The organism is Paraburkholderia sp. SIMBA_054 (genome assembly GCF_046534875.1).
GTDB lineage: Bacteria > Pseudomonadota > Gammaproteobacteria > Burkholderiales > Burkholderiaceae > Paraburkholderia > Paraburkholderia hospita.
The window spans coordinates 177,928-193,020 of record NZ_JAWRXV010000015.1 but is presented as its reverse complement, the minus strand read 5'-3'; the positions used below and the strand labels follow the sequence as shown (position 1 = coordinate 193,020).

Below are 15,093 nucleotides of genomic sequence, written 5' to 3'. Positions count from 1 at the left end.
TACGGCCTACACACAGTTTGCCACCTGGGCGGCAGTGGAATATCAGGCACGGCGTGCTGCGACGCGGGCGTGCGCGGCGGGTGAGGCGTCAATTCAAAGCGTTGGCAACAAACATGGGTCACGTGGTTGCCGTGCGAAGCGTGGGACCGGTTGGGGGCCCTCAGGCAAGCACTAGAACTGGCGGTGTTAGCCGCTTTCTTTTGCCTACTTTTCTTTGCGGCGGCAAAGAAAAGTAGGTGCCGCCCCGCACAGGGGCAACGCTTGGAGCACGAAGGCAAAGCGCGGATGCCAGCGCAGAAGCAAAAAAACCAAAACGCCCGCGCCGCGAAGGCGCCACCGCGGCTGCCAGCGCAGAGACAAGAAAAGCCAACCACTAACCCGCGAACGCGCACAAAACCAAACAGCGTCGCAGACAAAAAAAACCTACCGCGCTCCGCGCCGATAAGTCACAAACGCATACTCAAAATCATTCGGCTCTTTAGCCCGATGCGTCTCGCGAGAAACCTCATCCCACACTGCCGGATCAGGCGCCGGAAACCTGGCATCACCGTCAAAGTCGGCATGAATCTCAGTAACGATCATCTTATCCGCGCGTCGCGCCCCTTCCTCATACAACTGCGCGCCGCCGATCAAAAACGCCTCCGCCGCCCCATCGCGCTCAGCGAGCGCCAACGCATCATCGAGATTAGTAACGGTATCGCACCCGTCGAAACGTCTCTGAGCATCCCGCGTCACAACAATATTGCGCCGCCCAGGCAGCACCCGCCCAATCGATTCATGCGTCTTGCGCCCCATGACAATAGGCGCGCCCATCGTCGTGCGTTTGAAGAACGCGAGATCTTCGGGCAGTCGCCAGGGCAACTGGTTATCACGGCCGATCACGCCATTGCGGGCGCGAGCGACGATCAGGGTCAGCGTCGTCATGCGAAGAGTGAAGCGGATAGAAAGCGGAAGCCGATTCTACCCGACCGCGCGCCGTCCGCCAGAATGCGCGTCACTCAAGCACACCGGCGTCTGTCGACGCGAACCGCGAAGCCACACCGGCAAACAAACAAAAACCGTCACTCGCGCGATTCGTGATCGCCCCCATACGCGCCCTTGCCATCTCCCTTCTCATCGCCCTTGAAACCCGCCTTTTCGTCGGTCGACGCATCCCGCAACCCATGCGTACCCATCAGCCGATACAACGTCACACGCGAAATCCCAAGATCCGTGGCCGCCTCGTTGAGCCGGTGCCGGTGCCGCAGCAGCGCGACTTCGATCGCACGCTTCTCGGCGGCCTCGCGCGCCTGCGCAAGACTCATCGTCTGTTGCTCGCTGAAGTGCGCGAGGTCGAGATCCGCGGCGGAAATCAGCTTGTTCTCCGCCATCACGATCGCGCGGCGCACCCGGTTGATCAGCTCGCGTACGTTGCCCGGCCAGTGGTAGTTGTACATCGCCTCGATCGCCGAGGGCGTGAAGCCGCGAATCTTGCGCGCATTGTCCGTCTTGAACTTGCCGAGTATGTGATGCGCAAGCAGTTCGATGTCCTTGCCCCGTGTGCGCAGCGGCGGCTCGTCGACGCGCAGCACACACAGCCGGTGAAACAGATCCTGACGGAAGCGCCCGTCACCCATCGCGCCTTCCAGATCGACGTGCGTCGCCGAGATGATGCGCACATCGACGGTAATCGATTCATGGCCGCCCAGCCGCTCGATCTTGCCTTCCTGCAGGAAGCGCAACAGGCTCGCCTGGCTCTCCATTGGCAGATCGCCGATTTCATCGAGAAACAGCGTGCCGCCGTTGGCCGATTCGACGCGTCCGATCTTGCGTTGGTTCGCGCCCGTGAACGCGCCGCGCTCGTAACCAAACAACTCCGACTGCAGCAGATGATGCGGAATCGCGCCGCAATTGATCGGCACGAACGGCGCCTTGCGGCGCGGCGAGCGCTCGTGGATCGCGAGCGCCGTCAGTTCCTTGCCCGTGCCCGATTCGCCCGAGATGAACACGCTCGCGTCGGTGTTCGCGACCTTGCGGATCGTGCGGAACAGCTGCTGCATCGCTTCGCAGGTGCCGACCATCTCGTCATCGCTCGCGCCCGTCGTGTCGGGTGGAAAATCGGCGTCGCACAGATTGACCATGCCGTACGCGTGACCGACCAGATAGTCGATCGTCGCGTTCGCCACGGGAATCTTCACGTAGTCGAAACAGTAATGGCGGATCAGCCGCCGCACGGCCGGGTCCGCGAGCCGTTCGGGATTCGCCAGCGCGATCCAGCCGACCTGCTGCGCGCGCAAGCTCGCCTCCAGGCCGGGCAGATCGCGTACGGCAAAGCTCGCCATGTCGACGATTCCCGCGCACATCGTCGCGGGCTTCACGAGCCGGCCGATCTCATGCGCCGAGCGCGCAACCAGCACGCTCCAGCCGCGGCTCTTCAGATGCTCGACGAGCGCGTCGTCGGGCGTGCGGGCGGCGTACAGCAGGATCCGCGCGCCGGGATCGGGCGCGGCGCCGCGCGGCGCGTCGACGGCCACGGGATGCGCCGCGGGCGTGTCGCTCCCGCGTGACACGGCAAGACGCAACCCGGATCCGGCGAGCGGGGGAACGGAGCTCAGATGAGAAGTTTCGCGCACGATCTGCCTCGTATCGGTGTCACGTCAAAAGGTATAGGGGAAGCGCATGCCGATCACATAGTTCGGCGCGTCGGGCGTCATGCCGATCGATACCGAACCGTTGATCGTCAGATGCTTGTTCACTACGTGGTTCAGGCCAAAATTCATCACGGCTGCCGTCGTCTCGCTGCCCGGCACATTCACGTAATCGCCGCCGGGCGCCTTCGTTTTCGACGCGGGCTGCAGCGCGAGCGTGTACGAGATGCTGGCGGAGTCCTTGTCGGAGAACGCAAGCGCGACGCCCGCGCCGAGCTGGAAGATATCGCCGAGCTTCACGGTCGCGGGCTGCGTCTGCCCGGCGATCGATGAAATATCCGAGAATGAGCGCGCGATGTTATACGTGTAAGACAGGCTGCCGAACAGCACGACGGGGTCATAGGTCTTCAGCACTGACAGGCCCGCCGTCACGTTCCAGAAGCCCGTGCCCGTTGGCAGTTTCGACGGTGCGACGAGGTTCGTGTTGTCCGGCTCGAGTTGCACGACCTTGATGCCGAACGGCGAGGTGCCCGTCGGCGCTTTCACGCGCAGGCTGCCGACCACGTCGGGGATGCTGTTGGTCTCCTTCAGGATCTGATAGTAGAACCCGAAGTTCATGTCGCCCATCGCGTGCGAGTTGACGGACGCGTCGGACAGCGTATTCGCCGCGCCGCCCGCGCCGCCGACGATGAACTGGCTGTGCCGGTAGACATACGGCACGTCGACGTCGACGCTGATGCGGTCCGTGAGGCCGTAGCGCACGTCGAGATCAGCCATCACCTGGTGCGACTTGGTCTGGCCCAGGTTGATGTTGCCGAGGAAGATCGCGTCGAGCGCGAGGAAGCCCGACAGCTGCAGCTGCCGGCGGTCGTAGTAGGTATCGCTGATGCCCCAGTCCAGCGTCAGCTTGTGATCGAAGAGCGGCGCGTGCTCGCGCTGCACGACGGCTTCCTCGGCCTGCGTGCGCACCGGCTCGGCGGCTTTCTGCGTCTGGCCGACGGCGCCTTCCGGCATGCCGGGGCCGCTCGCCTGCGCGTTGGGATTGCTGGTGCCGGGCGAGCCCGCCGACGTCGAGCCTTCCGGCGCGGGCGGATTGACGGGCACACCCGTCGCGGTGCCCGTCGCGTTGCCCGGCGCGGGCGCGCCCGGCGTCACCTGGGCGAGCGGCGGCAACGGCATCGGCAGGCCGTCCGCGCCCGGCTGCTCGGCAACGGCCTCGCTGCCGGCGGGCGCGCCATAGCCAGGCGCACCGCGGCCGCGCTGCGACATTTCCAGATTCGTGACCTGCCGTTCGAGCGAGTGAATCTGCCGCTGCTGCTCGTCGACGACGCGCATCAGCGTGTTGAGCCGCTCTTCGAGCGACTGGTTGTTGATGGCTTGTGCGGAAACCCCCTGCGACAGCGCGAACAGCATCGCAGCAGCAGGAATAGCCGCGAGTCGGACTCGCGGCTTCCTGTCTGTTGTATCAATCATCATTATTCTTCCCCCGGTGAATCTGGCAGCACTTGGCTGGTTCTTATGCTTTGTGCCGCCGCTTTCTGTACGACTTCTCCTCCTGATGACGCCTGTTCGGCGGGTGGCGGCCCGCCCTATCTCCTTGCATTTACCGCGTTTTGCAGGGCTTGTAGTACGCCGGCCTGGCGCAGCATCGAGGACGACATGGGCGTCGTCTGCAACGAGAGCTGCAACTGGTTGGCGACTTGCTGGTTATTGCCTGCAATCTGCAGTAGTTGGGCAATCGCGCCGGCCTGTTGCGCGTTGCTGGGTGCAATGGTTTGCGATGCGATGCCGGCAGGCGTCTGCAGCGCGACCGTCACGCCGCCGTTGCCGAACGAGATGCCCGCCTTGACGTTGCCCGCCGGGTTCGATGCCGCGGCGCTCTGCGCATTCGTGCCGCCTGCCAGCAGTTGCGGATTGTTGTTGAAGTCGATCGTCGCCGTGTTGAAGCCGGCGTTGCGATCGCCCGCCACCTGCGTGACCTGCGATACGCCGTTGACCGCGATGCGTTGTCCGCCGATCGTCTGGGCATTCGGGTCTGCGCCCGGATTGCCGCGGCCGTCGGTGACGCGCGCGAGCGTGTTGACGTTGGCCGTCAGCGCGTTCGCCGCATCGCGTGCAACGGAGAGGCTGCCTTGCGCGAGCGCGTTCGCGCCGTTCGGCAACTGCCATTGCGAAAGTACGTTCAATACGAAACCGGAGATCATTTGTCCGCCCGCGCCTTTTCCGGTCTGCTGGGCGAGCACATCATCCCCGACGCTTTGCCACTGGATCGCCGCCGGCGCCACGTCGCGGGACGTCGAAACGTCTGCGGCGAAAGCGCTGGTTGCGAGGCCGCAAGCCGTCGCGATCAATGTCGCGAAACAGGTGCGGCCGGGCTGGTTGAGGTAGTGCTTCATGGGTGAGTCAGAACAGGTCTGCCTTGATCAAGCCGTATTCGACAAAGGGAGTCGCGGCCGTGCCGTTGGCGAGCGCGCGCTCGCGCAGCCGCAAGGCCAGCGATTCGTTGTCCTGCAACAGCGGGGAATCCTCCCTGAAAGGTTTCCCGACGACTGCGAATACGAGGCCATTCCATGTCTTCGCGAAGTCTTCCTCGAGCAATATCCGGTTGCCGAGAGCGGGATCCGCGATGAAGATGCGACCGTCCTGCGCGTGCTTGACGATCACGAAATGCTCATAGCCGTCGAGGTTCATCAGAACCATGACGGGCACCTGGAGGTGATACAGCGCGTCCGTGTTTACGCGGAATCCGCGGCCCCGCAGCCCGATCGTCTCGACGAACTTCTTCATGTCGAGCATCGAAAAGCCGTTCTTGACCACTACCTCCGGCGTCGAGAAAACCATCATCCGGCGGATCAGGTCCGTTTCGGGGATGTCGATGCCGTAGCCGTACTTGAGGAGGGTTGCGAGCGCCGCCGCACCGCAGCTGTAATCGAACTGCTGGCTGACGATGTGGCGGTAACGCAGGTCCCTCATCGAGTGCACCGTTTTGGTAAGCGGAATACCTGCGAGGGTAGACGTGTCGACGCTCGCCTGTGCGTTCACTCGCGCACACAACGTGCAAGTAACGAGCGCAACGGCAGTTGCGGCGAGTCGTAACGCCGGGAACCGGTCAAACCCGGACATGCTGGTCTCCTGCCAAGTCGCGCCGGCAGCTGCATTGGCCGCCGGCGCATCCCGTATGGCTGCCTGTTTCAGCTGCCTTTCTTAGCGGCTGGTGTTCATCGAAGCGATCGCGAGCCCGTTGTGCTGCACGTTGCCCGCGCCGCCCGCGATGTTCACGCCGATGTTGCCCGTCGCGTGGCTGAGCGCGCCTGCGCCGAGCGTCGCCGTGCCTTCGAACGAGCCACGGAAGTCCACACCCGCCGTTTGCGACGATTCATCCGTCGCCACCATCGCCGCGCTGCCGTGGCTGCGCGACACCGTCGACGTCGAGGCAGCCATGCTGTTGTTCTGCACGTTGCTGATGCCCGACGCGACGTTCACGCCGACGTTGCCCGACGCGTACTGCAGCGAGCCGTCGCCGACCGAGGCGTTCACGTTGAAGTTGTTGATGCTGGCCTTGCCTCCCGAGCTCTGGTTGTTGAAGACCTGGGCGTTGCCGAACACGTTGCCGGCATCGACGGAAGCGAGCGCTGCGTCGTTGCTCTGCGCGTTGTTGATGCCTTCCGCGATGTTGACGCCGATGTTGCCGCTCACGTTCTGCGCGGCGTTGCTGCCCGTCGTCGCCGTCAGGTTGCCCGCCTTCTGCGTGTTGATGTGCTGCGTGACCGAGCCATACACGTCGACGTCCGTCTTCGAGACCGACGAGCTGAATCCCCACTGCGCAGCGACGCTGTCGTGCGTCTTCGATTTCTCGACTTCGTAGCCGCTCGACTGCTCGCCGTAGGCCCTATAGCCGGAGCCCTGGTTGGCCTTGTAACCCCACACCTTGCCCTGGCCCGAGGCTTCGACTGCGCCGAACGCGCCGCCGACCTGCTCGCTGTTGCTGTAGCTCGATTCCTTGTAGCCAGCGGACAGGCCGCCAGAAATGCTCGTATGGCCCGAGGCGCTGCCTGTCCACGGGTTGTAGTGCGAAGCGGTTTCATAGCTGGTGCTTGCGTGTCCGCCCGCCGAGATGTGGCCGCCGGCGTTCTGGCTTTCATGGCTGAAGCTGCCGCCGATGGCCGCTGCCTGCGCGCTGAACTCGAAGCCGCCGCCCTTGACCGAGCTGCTCTGGTTGCCATACGCGTAGCCCGACGAAGACTGATGGCCCTGCGCGCGATACGACTCGGACGAGTGCGAGGTCGACAGCGAAGCCCATGCGTTGCCGCCGCCGTTGATCGACTTGTAGCTGTTGTCGATCCGCGTCGTGATGGAGCCGGAGGTGTACGACTGCGCGTTCGGGCTGAGCGAGGCGTGCGCGTAGGCACGCTGCGTGTTGTTGACGACGGCGCCCGCCGTGCTGGAGACGCTGACGCAGCCGAACAGCGTGACGAATCCTTCGATCCCGACGGCTTCTCCGACCAGCGTCGCATTGAAGATGAACGGGTTCTTCAGCGGACTCGCGAAGGCGCTGGTGGAAGCGGCTGCGAGGACGGCTGCTGCAATGAGTGTGCGCTTCATGGTTTCGCTCCGATACTAGTTGTGGTCAGTTAGAAAAGAGTGCCCGCCGGGGGACGGAGCACAAAACTGTTCGCCGTGGCGTTACCGGCTCCGGCAGTCTGGTTGATCTGCACGATTCCATTGACGTTCTTGAAGGCATCGCTGGAAATGCTGGCCTCGCGGACGCCTTGTGGTGCGACCGCTCGACTCTGACCGCCGTTATTCGCGGCCGTCGCGGATAGCACCCCATCCGAGACGGTCTCGACCCCAGGCGCCGCAGTGCCGAGCAGCACACTGTTGCGCTGGAGATTCCCTGCGCCCGCAGACTGGTTCACCATCACCGCTCCGGACGAATTCGAAAACGCGTTGCCTTCGATCGACGCGCGCGCGCTCGGCACCCGCGCCCGCGCGGTGGCGCTCTGCATGCTCGCGTTGTCGTTCGCGACGGCGTCGCCGTTGGTGATCGTCAGCTGGTTGGTCTGCGCGTTGTTCAGGCCCGCGGCCTGGTTTACCGTGATCGCGCCCGTCGCGCTGACGGCGGCGCCCGTGGCGATGCTCGCGTCGCCGCTCACGCGTCCCACCTGCTGCGCGTACGACGGTTGCGCGGCGACCAGGGCGAGCGTTGCGAGCAGCGGAATCGGGCGAAGTAGTGTGTTCATTTGCCGAGGCCTCCAAGCGCGCCGCCGAGCGCGGTCGACAGCGGCGCAAGCGCGCCCGTCACCGACGCCGAAATGTTGCCGCCGACGCCCGGCGCCGGCTGGCCGATGCCGCCCGAGTTGAGCGCGACGTTGTTGTTCGTGGTGTTGCCCGTGAGGATGCGCGTGACGGCCTGCAGCCCGGCGCCGCCCGCGACGTTTCTGTCGAGGCCCGTCGACCCGTGCGCGTTGGTCAGGTCGGCATCCGACGCGACTTGCGCCATCGTCGGGTTGAAGGTGGTGGCGGGGAAGGTCGAGACGCGCGCGCTGATCGGGTCCTGATCTTTCGGCACGGGCGCATAGGCGATGCGCGGGGTGATTTCGCGCTGAACGATGATGTCGCCCGGGTTCGCGGCCTGTGCGAAGGCCGCGCCTGCGAAGCCGGCGGCGCACAGACCGGCGATGACGGCCAGCCGTGTCGCGAGCCGTGGCGCGCCAGTCGTGCTACCTGCACCCATTGCGCGGCGGCACAGCATCCCCCATGAAGCGATCATTTTGTATGTCCCCGACTATCCATTTGGAGTGCGAAACAGTCTGCACTGGTCTCTTTTGCGTGCGACGTCGTGTTGCTGTGCTACTTCCGCTGGTAGTTCGCTACGTTACCTTGCGCGGTGCGCGCGGCATCGATGGGAATAGGCAGCGGCGACGGTGGCGCGATTTCGTCCCACAGCGTCACGGCCGCGCCGCGCATCAGCTGCGGCGTCGCCGCGACCATCACCATGCCCGCCGCGCCGCCGCGCTGGCGCGCCAGCACCTGGTCGTCAAGCGCGAAGTCGCTCATCGCCGCGCTGTCGGCCGGTACGTTCGTGAACTGCGGGCCAGTCGAGTCGACTCCGGTAGCAATATCTACGCCGGTCGTTGTGTCCGCGGTCGCGTTCGATGTTTCATCCGCGGCGACTTCCGTTGCCTGTTGCGCGGAGGTCGCCATCGTCACGTTTGTCGCATCCGTGAAGGATTCCTGCGCGTATACATTGGCTGCACCGGCTGACATTGACGACAGCGCAAGTGCAACGCACACGGCGACGCCGGCAGGCAGCAGTGAAATGTGGTTCGAGTCGATGCGGAAAACGAGTCGCATGATGTCTCTCCTTGGTACGGGACATTTAGCGAAACGTGTGCCATCTGTCGCAATCCATTGATGCAATTGGACGTGGCGAAATGGTGCGGGTGTCCGTCGAGTAAAATCGGACGTAAACGTTTCAGGTCTGAAACCTGGACCAGAAAACACGCGGATTTCAAATCCATGCGTTAAGCGCGAGCTATGCGTAGTACGTTGATAAAAAAGTATGGTGAATGCGCTTCCACCGTTTTAATCGGTCCCCAATGAGCATGCTGATGAACCGCAAACCCTTACCGGGCAAGGCTGAACGATTTAATTCGCATATTTGTTTTCGACGGCTCGCGCGTATAGTAAGCTCTCAACCACAGCACACGTTTTTAAAAAAGCCCACTACTGGGCCGTTTCAATACACGCGCCGTTTTTCGGGGATCAGCTGTCCGTACGGAATGGAATGGCCGTTCGGTTTTCGCTGTTTGCGAATCCCGTGCGAATAGGCGTGCCTCTAAGCTAAATCCAGATCAGCACATGCCGTCATCCTTAACGTTCGTTGACGAGAGGATCTGAATAATGGAATCCGCCACGCGGCAACTGATTTACGTATCAAGAGATCCCAGCGCGGAGTTGAACACGCGTTTTCATGAGCGCGGGTGGCATGTCGAGGTTGTCGGTTCGGCACGCGATGCCCGCCGCGCCGTACGCTCGGGGATGGCGGCGGGTGGTCTGCTCGATCTGTCGAGCTGTTTCCAGCAGCATGAAATCGCGGCGTTTGAATCGTGTTTGACCATGCCGAATGTCGGCTGGGTCGCAACCACCATGGCAGGCCAGTTGCAGGACGCCGCATTGCGCCGGCTCGTGCGCGACTATTGTTTCGATTACGTTACCGTGCCTTATTCGGGCGACCGGATCGTCGATTCGGTGGGTCACGCATATGGCATGGTTTCGCTTGGCGAGCCAGCGTCCAATGACGCGTCGCAAGGCGGCACGGAAGGCGAAATGGTCGGTTCGTGCGATGCGATGCTCGCGCTGTTCCGCTCGATTCGCAAGGTCGCGATGACCGACGCGCCCGTCTTCATTTCCGGCGAATCGGGCACCGGCAAGGAGCTCACGGCCGTTGCCATTCACGAGCGTTCGTCGCGCCGCAACGCACCGTTCATCCCCATCAACTGCGGCGCGATTCCGCCGCATCTCCTGCAATCGGAGCTGTTCGGCTACGAGCGCGGCGCGTTCACGGGTGCGAACCAGCGCAAGATCGGGCGCGTCGAAGCGGCGAACGGCGGCACGCTGTTCCTCGATGAAATCGGCGACCTGCCGCTCGAAAGCCAGGCGAGCCTGCTGCGCTTCCTGCAGGAGCGCAAGGTCGAGCGCCTCGGCGGACATGGTTCGATCGAAGTGGACGTGCGGATCATTTCTGCGACGCACGTCGACATGAACACGGCGATGATCGAAGGGCGGTTCCGCTCGGACCTGTATCACCGGCTGTGCGTGCTGCAGATCGACGAGCCGCCGCTGCGCGCGCGCGGCAAGGACATCGAGCTGCTCGCGCGGCATATGCTCGAACGTTTCAGGAAAGATGCGAGCCGCCGGCTGCGCGGCTTCGCGCCCGATGCAATTGCTGCGCTCCACAACTACAGCTGGCCGGGCAACGTGCGCGAGCTGATCAACCGCGTGCGGCGCGCGATCGTGATGTCGGAAGGGCGGGCGATCACGGCGCGCGATCTCGAACTGGCCGAGTACGTCGAAATCGTACCCGTGTCCCTTGCGCAGGCGCGCGAGGCCGCCGAGCGGCAGGCGATCGAACTGGCGTTGCTGCGTCATCGGGGCCGTCTGGGCGATGCCGCGCAGGAGCTGGGTATTTCGCGCGTCACGCTGTACCGGTTGTTGTGCTCGCACGGCATGCGGCATATGGAAAGCGAGCCGCTCGCGCCGCACGCGGAGATGCCGTCGACGATGCCGCATCTTTAAGCGCCGGCCTCGCGGATAACGGGCTGGTGTAGGGGCAAAAAGCCCGGTCAATTGACCGGGCTTTTTTGTTTGCGAAGCGTCGGTTTCTGAATGCCGCGTTCTGCCGTGCATGAAGCGTTCAGATTTGCGATGGTTGCATTTGCGACCGTTCTGCCCGGCGCTATCAGCGCGTTCACGTGGGTTCGCCCGGCTTGCTAGAATCGGGTTTTTCCCAGAAACGGTCGGCGCGCCCGCGTCCTGCCGAAGGAACCCGCATGAAACAATACCTCGACCTCGTCCGCACGATCCTCGATACCGGCAGCTGGCAGGAAAACCGCACCGGAATCCGCACGATCAGCATGCCGGGGGCGATGTTGCGCTTCGATCTGCAGCAGGGTTTCCCCGCCGTGACGACGAAGAAACTGGCGTTCAAGTCGGCGCTCGGCGAGCTGATCGGCTTTCTGCGCGCGTCGCGCAGTGCCGCCGATTTCCGCGCGCTCGGCTGCAAGGTCTGGGACGGGAACGCGAACGAAAACGCTCAGTGGCTCGCCAATCCTTACCGGCAAGGGCTGGACGACCTCGGCGGCGTGTACGGCGTGCAGTGGCGCAAGTGGCCCGCCTACAAGGTGCTCGACGCGGCGGCGAGCGCGCAGCTGGAAGACGCGGCGTCGCGCGGTTATGCGCCCGTTACCGAGTTCGAGGAAGACGGCGTGCAGAAGGTGCTGCTGTACAAGGCGATCGACCAGATTCGCCAGTGTCTCGACACGATCATGAAAAACCCGTCCGACCGTCGAATTTTGTTTCATGCGTGGAATCCGGCCGTGCTCGAGGAAATCGCGCTGCCGGCTTGCCATCTGCTGTATCAGTTCCTGCCGAACGTCGCGAAGCGCGAAATTTCGCTGTGCCTCTATATCCGCAGTAACGACGTCGGGCTCGGCACGCCGTTCAACCTGACGGAAGGGGCGACGCTGCTGCACCTCGTCGGCCGGCTGACGGGTTATACACCGCGCTGGTTCACGTACTTCATCGGCGATGCGCATATCTACGAGAATCAGCTCGACATGTTGCAGCAGCAACTGATGCGCGATCCGTACGAAAGCCCGCAGCTCGCGATTTCGGAGCGCGTGCCCGAGTATGCAAAGACGGGCGTCTATGAGCCTGAATGGCTGGAGAAGATCGAGCCGTCCGATTTCTCGCTGGTCGGCTACCGCCACCATGAACCGCTGACGGCGCCGATGGCGATCTGATCCGTAGACGGTTTTTCTTCGACTTGAACGAGAAACGCCCGCCGCGATTCGCGGCGGGCGTTTCTGTTTGTGGCGTGATGCCGGTTCTTACCCGCGATGATGCTCGTCGTGTCCGCCACCCGTCGTGCGCTGGTCCTGATGCGGCTGAGGCTGAGGCTGGGGCTGGGGTTGCGGATGCGGCTGTTGCACCTGCTGCGGCGCCGGACGAGGTTGCGGCTGTGGCTGCGGATGAGACTCCGGACGCGGCTGAGGTTGCGGCTGCGGATGGAATTCCTGGCGAGCCTGCTGCTGTGGTTGCTGCGGCTGCGGATGAAACTCCGGACGCGGTTGAGGTTGCGGCTGCGGCCGGATTTCCTGACGCGCCTGCTGCTGCGGCTGCTGCGGTTGCGGACGAACCTCCGGACGCGGCTGAGGTTGGGCCTGCGGATGGAATTCCTGACGCGCCTGCTGCTGCGGTTGCGGATGCATGTCGGCTCGCGGCTGCTGTTGGACCTGCGGTTGCTGGACCTGCGGCTGCGGATGCATCTCCGGACGCGGTTGCGCCTGAGCCTGCTGCATCGGTGCGGGTTGCCCGCGCTGATCCTGGCCATGCGGCGGCTGTCCTTGTACGACGCCGCCGCCGAAACCATTCCCCGATCTCTGCGCTGACTCACGCTGCTGCTGCGCGACCTGACCCGGCTGTGACATAGGCGGACGCTGTCCAGGCGTCTGTGCCGCGCCTGACTGCTGCGGATTGCCGTGTTGCTGTGCCATCGGTGCATGGTGCTGTGTCCACGCGGGTTCACGCTGCTGACCCGCGCCCATATCGGGCCGTTGCGCATTTCCGGGCTGACCCGGCTGTTGCGGCATGCCGTTCATCGGGCGGCCACTCGCAAATTGCGGCGGACGCGGTACGCCGTTCCCCGGCTGCGTAGGCATGGCGTGCGGTTGGCCATTGCCCTGCGCCTCGCCGCCACCCGGCCGCTGGCCATTCGGCGCGCCCGCGATCTGTCCGGGTACGAACCCGTGCCCCGGCATCCCTTGCTTCTGCCCATTGCCCTGCGGAGCGCCGCCGCCGGGCCGCTGAGCGCCCGGACCACCTGCCATCGGCGCACCCGGCATCGCGCCGGGCATCTGCCCCGGCGCATGCGAGCGCACGACACGAACATTCGCGACCGGCCCATTCCCGCCGACCGTCTGCGCGCCGAAGCGCGCCGGCACCGATGTATGAACGATCGGCTCGCCCGCGCCCGGCACGCGTCCGTGACCGCCTTGTGCAAAATTCTGCGCGAGCCGGTCATGAAACGCAGCCGGGACACCCGGATTGCGCGTACCAACGACAGGCCGCGCCATCACATTCGCAGGCGGCCGATAAGCGGCGTTGCGCGTGCCCGGCCCGAAACTCTGCCTGACGGGCGCAATGCCCGGCGCGCCCGCATTGAAACGCGCGTTGCGCCATTGCGCGGGATCGGCGCGATGCGCGAAGCGGTTGGTCGGCTGTCCGTGGACGAACGCTGTCGCGGGCATCGCCGTCACGGCGCCCGGCGCGCGATAGTTGATGTACGTGTTGTGGGTGTTGTTATGGATATCCACGCGGTTGTTGACGATGACCGTGTTGTTCACGCGCTCGTAATAGCGCGGGCTCCAGTCATGATCGCGGCCCCAGTGCGGATGCCACGGCTCGCCGGGTCCGAGCGCGAACCACGCGAGACCAGCCGCCGCCACACCTCCGACAGCGAGGTTCACGCCCCAGTCACTGCCGCCGCCATCGCCATCTCCGACAAAGGCGACGAGGGCCGGCGCATACACGGGCGGTTCGCTGACGGCGGCCTGTCCCGGCACCCACGCCCACGAATCGTCGACATAGGCCCAACGGCCGTAGTGATACGGCGCGAAGCCCCACGGCGCGTCGTCGACCCATGTCCAGCCCCATGGCGCCTGCCAGGCCCAGTGGCCGTCGCGATACGGCGCCCAGCCGGCGGGCTCCTGATTCGGTGTCCACACGTGCCCGTACTGCGGCGTGCTCCGCCACGTGCCGTTCGCATCGAGATCCTGATAGCCGGGCATCTCGCGCGATACATAGCGCGCCGACACCGAGCGCTCCTCGGCGGCATCGCGGCTCGCTGCCCATTGATCGAACGGATCGGCCCCGGGCGCGCCGCTCGCGGCCGCCTGCTGCAGGCTCGTACCCGTGAACGTGACCTGCTGCCCGGCACCGACGGGCACCTGGCCGTTGTCGCCGTACACGGTCGCGCTGCCGCTGCGCACCGTGACGGTGGTGCTGCTGCCATCGGGGGCGACGTCGACACGGTAGTCGCCGGGGCCGTTCACGCCCAACGCGAGGTTCGGTGTGTCGATCTCATACGACGAGCCGGGCGTGATCGCGCGCACGCGGGTCGACAGCGTGCCTTGCGCGACTTTCAGCTGCGCGCTGTTGTCGTCGAGGTTGAGGATGTCGAGACTGGTTTGCGCGCCCATGCGCACGGCTGTCGATCCGATGTGCAGTTCCGAGCGCGCATTCTTGTCGTTCCACAACTGGTCGCCCGTCGTGAGCGGGCGGTTGACCTGCGCATACGACCAGTCGGATGCGCCCGCCGGTTCGGTCGTGACCGTGCCCGCCATGTAGTTCAGGCGCGCGATGCGTCCCGGCGGATCGCTGTCCGGCGCGCTTTGCGCGTAGTTGGCGGGCGGCGGCGCGTCCTGCGCTGCGGCGCTCTGCAACGCAAGCGAAGTCAGCGCGCCCGCGACGGCGAGCGCCACGAGCGAAGCTCGACGCGCATCGCGTCGAAGGGCAGGGTTAGCGTGTCTGGATGTCGTGCCGGGTGTGGCGAGTGATTTCATGGTTGTCGCTCCATCGGGCGCAGCGTCAGGCTGCGCCGTGTGAAATCACTGTACCTTCGGCCCCTGTTTCAAGGCGCTCTCATTTGTAAGCCATCCAGACGGCGCTGTAACAAAAGTTGTCG

At 64.5% G+C, this 15,093-nt stretch carries 12 protein-coding genes; 2 read left to right on the top strand and 10 right to left on the bottom strand.

Features of this window, described 5'->3' with window-relative positions; genetic code table 11:
- Positions 1–423: 423 nt before the first annotated feature.
- The 9 genes from SB822_RS20225 to SB822_RS20185 all read right to left on the bottom strand — a co-directional run bounded on the left by SB822_RS20225 (position 424) and on the right by SB822_RS20185 (position 8,981).
- Entirely contained in the window at positions 424–924 is a 501-nt protein-coding gene (locus tag SB822_RS20225) for a dihydrofolate reductase (RefSeq protein ID WP_007745442.1), read from the bottom strand.
- A gap of 137 nt (positions 925–1,061) precedes the next feature.
- Positions 1,062–2,612 (bottom strand): sigma-54 dependent transcriptional regulator, encoded by a 1,551-nt coding sequence (locus tag SB822_RS20220; protein WP_079484646.1) that lies wholly within the window; start codon positions 2,610–2,612, stop codon positions 1,062–1,064.
- 24 nt (positions 2,613–2,636) lie between these two features.
- Positions 2,637–4,103, bottom strand: coding sequence for a hypothetical protein (locus SB822_RS20215; protein WP_079500028.1), 1,467 nt, complete (start codon positions 4,101–4,103; stop codon positions 2,637–2,639).
- 113 nt (positions 4,104–4,216) lie between these two features.
- Entirely contained in the window at positions 4,217–5,023 is an 807-nt protein-coding gene (locus SB822_RS20210; RefSeq protein WP_079484652.1) for a peptidase C39, read from the bottom strand.
- Between the two features lie 7 nt (positions 5,024–5,030).
- Complete coding sequence (locus SB822_RS20205) at positions 5,031–5,750, bottom strand: C39 family peptidase (protein ID WP_079484655.1); 720 nt, start codon at positions 5,748–5,750, stop codon at positions 5,031–5,033.
- A gap of 81 nt (positions 5,751–5,831) precedes the next feature.
- Positions 5,832–7,229: a hypothetical protein gene (locus tag SB822_RS20200; protein ID WP_090835795.1), complete on the bottom strand. Its 1,398-nt coding sequence runs from the start codon at positions 7,227–7,229 to the stop codon at positions 5,832–5,834.
- Positions 7,230–7,258: 29 nt separating this feature from the next.
- Positions 7,259–7,867, bottom strand: coding sequence for a hypothetical protein (locus SB822_RS20195; protein WP_090835794.1), 609 nt, complete (start codon positions 7,865–7,867; stop codon positions 7,259–7,261).
- Positions 7,864–8,397, bottom strand: coding sequence for a hypothetical protein (locus SB822_RS20190; protein ID WP_090835793.1), 534 nt, complete (start codon positions 8,395–8,397; stop codon positions 7,864–7,866). The genes SB822_RS20195 and SB822_RS20190 overlap by 4 nt, the downstream gene beginning before the upstream one ends.
- Before the next feature lie 80 nt (positions 8,398–8,477).
- The gene (locus SB822_RS20185; RefSeq protein WP_079484664.1) at positions 8,478–8,981 is read right to left on the bottom strand and encodes a hypothetical protein; all 504 of its coding nucleotides are present in this window, start codon (positions 8,979–8,981) and stop codon (positions 8,478–8,480) included.
- 549 nt (positions 8,982–9,530) lie between these two features.
- Between SB822_RS20185 and SB822_RS20180 the strand changes: the two genes are divergently transcribed.
- Positions 9,531–10,925 carry a sigma-54 dependent transcriptional regulator gene (locus SB822_RS20180; RefSeq protein WP_007585822.1) on the top strand — a complete coding sequence of 465 codons (1,395 nt, stop codon included), beginning with the start codon at positions 9,531–9,533 and terminating at the stop codon, positions 10,923–10,925.
- Positions 10,926–11,179: 254 nt separating this feature from the next.
- A complete protein-coding gene (locus SB822_RS20175; protein WP_007585823.1) occupies positions 11,180–12,151 on the top strand; it encodes a thymidylate synthase in 972 nt (323 codons plus the stop codon).
- Between the two features lie 87 nt (positions 12,152–12,238).
- On the opposite strand, the gene SB822_RS20170 is transcribed toward SB822_RS20175, so the two are convergent.
- Positions 12,239–14,971 carry a DUF6600 domain-containing protein gene (locus SB822_RS20170; RefSeq protein ID WP_103153669.1) on the bottom strand — a complete coding sequence of 911 codons (2,733 nt, stop codon included), beginning with the start codon at positions 14,969–14,971 and terminating at the stop codon, positions 12,239–12,241.
- Between the last annotated feature and the right edge of the window lie 122 nt (positions 14,972–15,093).

Excerpts from the sequence above, each read along its gene's own strand:
- SB822_RS20210 (WP_079484652.1), bottom strand. The coding sequence starts at position 5,023 with ATGAAGCACTACCTCAACCAGCCCGGCCGCACCTGTTTCGCGACATTG.
- SB822_RS20185 (WP_079484664.1), bottom strand. The coding sequence starts at position 8,981 with ATGCGACTCGTTTTCCGCATCGACTCGAACCACATTTCACTGCTGCCT.
- SB822_RS20190 (WP_090835793.1), bottom strand. The coding sequence starts at position 8,397 with ATGATCGCTTCATGGGGGATGCTGTGCCGCCGCGCAATGGGTGCAGGT.
- SB822_RS20180 (WP_007585822.1), top strand. The coding sequence starts at position 9,531 with ATGGAATCCGCCACGCGGCAACTGATTTACGTATCAAGAGATCCCAGC.
- SB822_RS20195 (WP_090835794.1), bottom strand. The coding sequence starts at position 7,867 with ATGAACACACTACTTCGCCCGATTCCGCTGCTCGCAACGCTCGCCCTG.
- SB822_RS20215 (WP_079500028.1), bottom strand. The coding sequence starts at position 4,103 with ATGATGATTGATACAACAGACAGGAAGCCGCGAGTCCGACTCGCGGCT.
- SB822_RS20200 (WP_090835795.1), bottom strand. The coding sequence starts at position 7,229 with ATGAAGCGCACACTCATTGCAGCAGCCGTCCTCGCAGCCGCTTCCACC.
- SB822_RS20175 (WP_007585823.1), top strand. The coding sequence starts at position 11,180 with ATGAAACAATACCTCGACCTCGTCCGCACGATCCTCGATACCGGCAGC.
- SB822_RS20170 (WP_103153669.1), bottom strand. The coding sequence starts at position 14,971 with ATGAAATCACTCGCCACACCCGGCACGACATCCAGACACGCTAACCCT.
- SB822_RS20225 (WP_007745442.1), bottom strand. The coding sequence starts at position 924 with ATGACGACGCTGACCCTGATCGTCGCTCGCGCCCGCAATGGCGTGATC.
- SB822_RS20205 (WP_079484655.1), bottom strand. The coding sequence starts at position 5,750 with ATGTCCGGGTTTGACCGGTTCCCGGCGTTACGACTCGCCGCAACTGCC.